This is a genomic window from Dyella sp. (assembly GCF_035508675.1).
Taxonomy (GTDB): domain Bacteria; phylum Pseudomonadota; class Gammaproteobacteria; order Xanthomonadales; family Rhodanobacteraceae; genus Dyella_B.
Genome location: NZ_DATJMN010000242.1, coordinates 1 through 6,186, shown reverse-complemented (window position 1 = coordinate 6,186; position 6,186 = coordinate 1). Strand labels below are relative to the sequence as shown.

Genomic DNA, 6,186 nt, shown 5'->3' with positions numbered 1-6,186 from the left:
CGTGGACGGCGTGCCGATTTTCCAGTAAAGCAACACCGTGCCGATCGGAACGACCAAGGCGATAACCAGCATGAGCGCAAACACGCCCGGCGAGCGACCCGATCGGCGGCCATGCCGCAACAAAGGAAACAGCAGCAATGCCAGCGCCACAGCGACCATCGCTGCGGCGGCGATATAGAAAAGCGATTTCACCAATCGTCCCCATTGTCGGTCGGTGCGGTGGGCGTTCCGGCGCGGCCGCGCTTGCGTATGGTGTTCACCACGACGACACCACCGGCGATAAGGATCAGTAGCGGCCCGAACCACAGCAACCAGGTGCGACCGTTGACGGGCGGATCGTAGAGCACGAAATCGGAGTAGCGATCCACCAGGTATTGTTTGATCTGCGCGTCGCTTTTGCCTTGCTGCATCAGTTCGAACACTTTGTGGCGTATATCGCGCGCAAAGTCGGCGTTGGAGTCGGCAAGGTCTTCGTCCTGGCAAACCAAGCAACGCAATTGGCTGGTAAGGTGCTGAAAGCGCAGTTCTTCGGCATGGTCGCGGAACGGCAGCGGATCGATCGCCTGAGCGAACGCGGCGCTGCCCAATGCGATCAGCGCAACGAGCGCGGCGATACGCACAAAGCGGCCCGTCATGGCGCCTCCTTCTGTAGCGCTTCGATCGCGGGTTTGAGTTGTTGTTCGATCACATCCGGTGTCAGCGGTCCAATGCGCTTGTATCGAATCACGCCCTTGCCGTCGATCAGGAAGGTTTCCGGTGCGCCATATACGCCAAAGTCGATGGCGGTATGGCCCGATTGATCGGCGATCACCGTGTCGTAAGGGTTGCCGTGTTGGGTCAACCAGGTTTTGGCGTCGTTGGGGTCGTCTTTGTAGTCGTAGCCGATCACCGGGATGCCGAAGCTCTTGGACTCGGCCATCAGCACGGGATGTTCTTCGCCGCACGCGAAGCACCAACTTGCGAAGACATTCACCAGGTATGGCTTGCCGAGCATCGATTCCTTGCTCACCATGCGGGCAGGGTCGTCGAGCTTGGGCAGCACATAGGCGGGTGCCGGTTTGTTGATCAACGGCGACGGCACGGCCGTCGGATCGTGCGCGCTGTTCCACCAGATGCCGAAGCCAAGCAGGACCGCCAGCAGCGCGAAACCGAAAAAGGGTACCAGCCGGGTCATGCGCGCGATTCCTGCAGCGTGCTGGAAACCGTCTGTGCTTGTTCCGCTTCGCGCTTGACGCGGAAACGACGGTCACCCGCGCTGACAAATCCGCCGAGCATCATGAACAGCCCGCCGCCCCAAATCCAGCGGACGAAGGGCTTGGTGTAAAGGCGAAGCGCCCAGGCACCTTCCACATGCTGGGGATCCATCGGCTCGCCCAGCGCGACATACAGGTCGCGCGAGATGCCCGGATCGATGGAGGATTGCGTCTGCACTTGCTCGTGCGAATACGTACGCTTCTGCGGATGCATCACCGCAACCGGCGAGCCGTTGTGCGTTACCGTCACCACGCCTTGCTCGGCCACCCAGTTGGGGCCCTGCGCCTGCGTAACACCGTCGAAGCGAAATTCATAACCGCCCACGACGGCCACCTGGCCTGGCGACAGACGCACATCGCGCGTGACGCTGAGCGACTCCGAAAGCAATACGCCAATTAGAAAAACCGCAACGCCGAGGTGCGCCAGCAACATGCCGGCCATTTCGGCCGGATAACGCCGCCCGCGCGGCATCTCGCGCCAGCGCTTGACGAGATACAACACGACGCCGACACCTACCCACACGGCGCTGGCGACGCCGGCAATCGCCTTGAGCTGGCCTTGTACGAAAACCATCGAGACGACGGCGCAAGCGAGTGCGGCAACGCCGGCACGCACCAGCACTTGCTTGAGCATCGGCGTGTCGCTCTTGCCCCAGCGCAAGTACGGCCCAAACGGCAGCAGCACCACCACCGGCAACATCAAGAGCGGAAACAGCAAGCCGAAATAGGGTGGTCCCACGGAGATTTTGCCCAAATTAAAGGCATCCCCCAGCAGCGGGAACAGCGTGCCCAACAACACCATTGCCGCCGCGACGGTAAACATCAGGTTGCCGATCAGAATCGCGCTTTCGCGCGAGACCAGCGCGAACGCTTTGCCGCCGGCTACCTTCGGCGCACGCAAGGCGTACAACAGCAGCGATCCGCCCACGACAACGGCCAGGAAGCACAAAATAAACGTGCCTCGGCGAGGATCGGATGCAAACGCGTGCACCGACGTGAGAATGCCCGAGCGCACCAAGAACGTGCCCAACAATGACAGCGAGAATGCGAACAACGACAACAGAATCGTCCATGCGCGCAACGAACCGCGCTTCTCCGTGACGGCTTGCGCGTGGATAAGCGCCACGCCGACCAGCCATGGCATAAAGCTGGCGTTCTCCACCGGATCCCAGAACCACCATCCACCCCAGCCGAGCTCCGCGTAAGCCCACCAGCTGCCAGCGACAATGCCGCACGAAAGAAAACCCCATGCCGCATTGGTCCACGGTCGCGCCCAGCGCACCCATGCCTGCTCCATGGAACCACCGAGCAAGGCGGCGATGGAGAACGCAAATGCTACGGAAAACCCCACATAACCCATGTACAGCACGGGCGGATGGAAGGTCATGCCGGGATCTTGCAGCACGGGATTGAGGTCCGCGCCGTCCGGCGGCATCGGCAGCAAACGGCCAAACGGATTGGAGGTAAACAGGATGAAGCAAAGAAATCCCACCGAGATAATGCCGAGCACGGCAATCACGCGTGAGAGAAACACCTCCGGCAATTGACGACTGAACAGCGCCAGCGCAACCGTCCACACGTTGAGGATGAGCACCCACAGCAGCATCGAACCTTCGTGCGCGCCCCACACGGCGGCGATGCGGTAGTACCAGGGCAATTGCAGGTTGGAATTGGCCGCCACGTACTGCACGGAAAAGTCGAAGTGCACAAACGCCCATACCAGTATCGCGAAGGCGAGCGCTACAAACACCGCCTGTCCGGTCGCGGCCGGGCGCGCAACGGCCATCAACGCACGATGGCCGCGCCACGCGCCGATCAGCGGCAGCACGCTTTGCGCGACCGCGAGCATTAACGCGAGGATAAGCGCGAGTTGACCGAGTTCGGGCGTCATAGCTGCTGTTTGTCCTGGTTGGCGGCCTCGTCGATGCGCTTGCCGGCGTGTGCCTTGGCCATCGCGTCCTTCAGCTCTTTGGGCATGTAGGTTTCGTCATGCTTGGCAAGCACTTCGGTGGCGACGAAGCGCGCGCCATCCATGTGGCCGGTGGCGATCACCGATTGGTTTTCGCGGAACAGGTCCGGAAGAATGCCGTTGTATTCCACCGGCATGACGCCGCTGGCATCGACCACCGTAAAGGTGACTTTCAGCGAATCGTTGCTGCGCTGGATCGAGCCGGCTTTCACCATGCCGCCGAGACGGAAGGTCTTGTAGCCGGTCGCATCGCCTGCTTGCACCTGGCTGGGCGTAAACAGGTAATTCATGTTCTGCTGCAGCGCGTATACCACCAAGGCCGACGCGACGATGACGGCAACCAGTACGGCAATGACAATAGTGAGGCGGCGTTGGCGCGTTGGATTCATAGTGACTCGCGATGTTCGGCCCGACTCAGGTCGAGGCCGCGGAAGTTCGGTTGCCGCGTTCTTTGCGCGCATCCTGCCGAGCGATGCGCGCGCGCAGTTCGCGCAGCAGACGGCGGCGACGTAATTGCGGCGCCAGCCAATCGATCAGAAGCACGACAAAAAACACGCCATAAGCAGGCCATACATAGGCGGCATAACCGCCCATGGCGAGAAAGGATGAGAGCGAAGAGGCATTCATGCTCGTGCCTCACGCTCGGCAATCTGGCGTACCCAATCTTTGCCGCTTTCCAGCGCTAGCAGATCGGCACGCGTACGGCCGCATAAACTGGCGATGTAATAAAGCTTGGTGGCGGCCATCATGGTGAGCAGCGGCCAGATCATCGACGGCGCCATGGTGGACGGCCCGAGCAGTCGGATGGTGGAACCTTGGTGCAAGGTGTTCCACCACACCACCGAGAAATGCACGATAGGCACGTTGACGATGCCGATCAACGCGAGAAATCCGGCGGTGCGTGCACCTTGCCGGCGATCTTCGAACGAGTGATACAAGGCGATCACGCCCAGATACAAAAACAGCAGCACCAACTCGGACGTGAGGCGCGCATCCCACGTCCACCAGGTGCCCCACATGCGTTCGCCCCAAAGCGAGCCGGTGACCAGCGTGATGAACGTAAACGCAGCGCCGATCGGTGCGGACGCCATCGCGACCACTTCGGCCAGCTTGATGCGCCACACCAGCGCCATGAACGCCGAAATGCCCATCACCGCATAGATGAAAAGGCTCATCCAGGCGCACGGCACGTGGATGAAGATGATGCGGTAATCATCGCCTTGCTGGTAATCGGGCGGCGCCAATACCAGGCCGCCGTATAGCGCGACGATGCCGAGCACCAAGGCCAGCGCGATGGCCCACGGCCGCACCGCGCCGGCAAAACGGTAGAACACCGGCGGCGAACTGAGCTTGTGCAACCACAGAGGAATCCAGTTGGCCATGCTACGAATCCAGCGCAATGCGAAGTGCAGCCGCGCAAGCCAGCGGAGCCAGCACCACGGCCAGGACGAGCGCCGCACCCAACCATGCGATGGGAGCGATCCAGGGCAGCCCCTCCTGGGCGGCTGCCAGCGCCCCGGCGGCGAAGATCACCACCGGCACGCATAGCGGCAGCAGCATCAGTGCCAGGAGCATACCAGAGCGCCGCGTGCCCGCCGTCAGCGCCACCAGGATGCCGCCCAGCAGGCTGAGCAGGGGTGTGGCGAGCAACAGTGCCAGCAGCAGGACGGGCATGACCGAAGCGGGCAGGTGCAACATGCCGGCGAGCAACGGGGCGACCACGATCAACGGCAGCGCCGTCGCAAGCCAGTGCGCGAGAATCTTCATCCCCAGCATCAGCGCCAGCGGCTGCGGCGCGAGCATCAGTTGTTCCAGCGAGCCATCTTCGATGTCGCTGCGGAACATGGCATCCAACGCCAACAACATGGCCAGCAGCACCGTGACCAGCACCGCCCCAGCGGCGATTCGCCGCAGCAAGGCGCTCTCCGGGCCGAGCGCGAACGGAAACAGCGACGTAACGATGAGCGCATACAGCACCGGCAACACCATGTCGCCGCGCTGGCGCCACGCCAATGTCAGATCCCGATGCAGGACGGCCGCACATGCGTGCATCAAACCGGGGCGGCGCAGATCAGTCATGCAGGCGAACCCGCTGCGGCTCGCCGCCATGGAATTGCACGGCGCCATGGCTGGTAACCAACGCGGCGCCGCCATGCGCGATATGGGCCTCGAGCAGGGCGTCGACCAGTTCGATGCCGGAGCGATCCAGGTTGGCGTAGGGTTCATCCAGCAGCCACAACGTTGCGGGAATCAACAACAAGCGCGCCAGCGCCACGCGTTTCTTTTGGCCTGCGGAGAGTTTGCGTACGGGCTCATCTTCGTATCCGGTCAAACCGACTCGCGTGAGTGCCTCATCGATATGGCTGTGGTTGCGGTGGCCGTGCAAGCCGATGGTGAAGCGCAGGTTTTCGCGCGGGCTCAACTCTGCCTTCAGGCCGAGCTGGTGGCCGAGGAAAACCACTTCGCCGCTGCAACGATCCCAGGTCAGCGGTTCGCCGCGCCAAAGCAGTTCGCCTTCCTCTGGACGCAACAAACCGGTGAGGATGCGCATCAAGGTGGTTTTGCCGCTGCCGTTGTCGCCTTCGATCAGCATCAGCTCGCCCGTGGCAAGGCGAAAATCCAGCGGACCGAAGACGGATTCGTCCTGACGGTGGAAGCCCAGGGCACGGGCTTCGAGCAAGGTGGCGGTGGGTGGGGTATCGGTCATCGCCGGCATTGTGAGTAATGCTTAACCGGCTTGTCCATGCGGCGGACTATCGCTGCACAACCGCAGGCGCGCATAGCCATTGCCAAGCCCATGAACATAGGCTTTTTGCTGGAATTGCTGCGCCAGTGCGTCGGTCTCGGCGAGCGTCGGCCCGACCACGAAAAAACTGGGTTCGCGCCAACCCTGGCCTACGCCGATGGCAGGCCTAACGACCATCGGTACCGGTAGCTTGCGCAACGCGACAAGCAAAGCATGTT

General features: G+C 62.1%; 9 protein-coding genes and 1 pseudogene. All 10 read right to left on the bottom strand.

Features of this window, described 5'->3' with window-relative positions:
- Nucleotides 1–192, bottom strand: a pseudogene (locus VMA74_RS12785) (hypothetical protein); the annotation flags it as partial.
- Nucleotides 189–635: a cytochrome c-type biogenesis protein gene (locus tag VMA74_RS12780; RefSeq protein ID WP_325367511.1), complete on the bottom strand. Its 447-nt coding sequence runs from the start codon at nt 633–635 to the stop codon at nt 189–191. The pseudogene VMA74_RS12785 and the gene VMA74_RS12780, both read right to left, overlap by 4 nt.
- Nucleotides 632–1,174: a DsbE family thiol:disulfide interchange protein gene (locus VMA74_RS12775; protein ID WP_325367509.1), complete on the bottom strand. Its 543-nt coding sequence runs from the start codon at nt 1,172–1,174 to the stop codon at nt 632–634. The genes VMA74_RS12780 and VMA74_RS12775 overlap by 4 nt, the downstream gene beginning before the upstream one ends.
- A complete protein-coding gene (locus VMA74_RS12770) occupies nt 1,171–3,144 on the bottom strand; it encodes a heme lyase CcmF/NrfE family subunit (protein ID WP_325367507.1) in 1,974 nt (657 codons plus the stop codon). Before VMA74_RS12770 ends, VMA74_RS12775 begins: the two co-directional genes overlap by 4 nt.
- Nucleotides 3,141–3,611, bottom strand: coding sequence for a cytochrome c maturation protein CcmE (ccmE, locus tag VMA74_RS12765; RefSeq protein WP_325367505.1), 471 nt, complete (start codon nt 3,609–3,611; stop codon nt 3,141–3,143). Before ccmE ends, VMA74_RS12770 begins: the two co-directional genes overlap by 4 nt.
- A gap of 25 nt (nt 3,612–3,636) precedes the next feature.
- Nucleotides 3,637–3,849, bottom strand: coding sequence for a heme exporter protein CcmD (ccmD, locus tag VMA74_RS12760; protein WP_325367503.1), 213 nt, complete (start codon nt 3,847–3,849; stop codon nt 3,637–3,639).
- Complete coding sequence (locus tag VMA74_RS12755; RefSeq protein WP_325367501.1) at nt 3,846–4,604, bottom strand: heme ABC transporter permease; 759 nt, start codon at nt 4,602–4,604, stop codon at nt 3,846–3,848. Before VMA74_RS12755 ends, ccmD begins: the two co-directional genes overlap by 4 nt.
- Nucleotide 4,605: 1 nt before the next feature.
- Nucleotides 4,606–5,331 carry a heme exporter protein CcmB gene (ccmB, locus tag VMA74_RS12750; RefSeq protein WP_414649609.1) on the bottom strand — a complete coding sequence of 242 codons (726 nt, stop codon included), beginning with the start codon at nt 5,329–5,331 and terminating at the stop codon, nt 4,606–4,608.
- Complete coding sequence (gene ccmA / locus VMA74_RS12745; protein ID WP_325367499.1) at nt 5,294–5,929, bottom strand: cytochrome c biogenesis heme-transporting ATPase CcmA; 636 nt, start codon at nt 5,927–5,929, stop codon at nt 5,294–5,296. Before ccmA ends, ccmB begins: the two co-directional genes overlap by 38 nt.
- Before the next feature lie 21 nt (nt 5,930–5,950).
- On the bottom strand, nt 5,951–6,186 hold a 236-nt coding region (locus VMA74_RS12740; RefSeq protein ID WP_325367497.1), incomplete at its 5' end, for a DUF3293 domain-containing protein.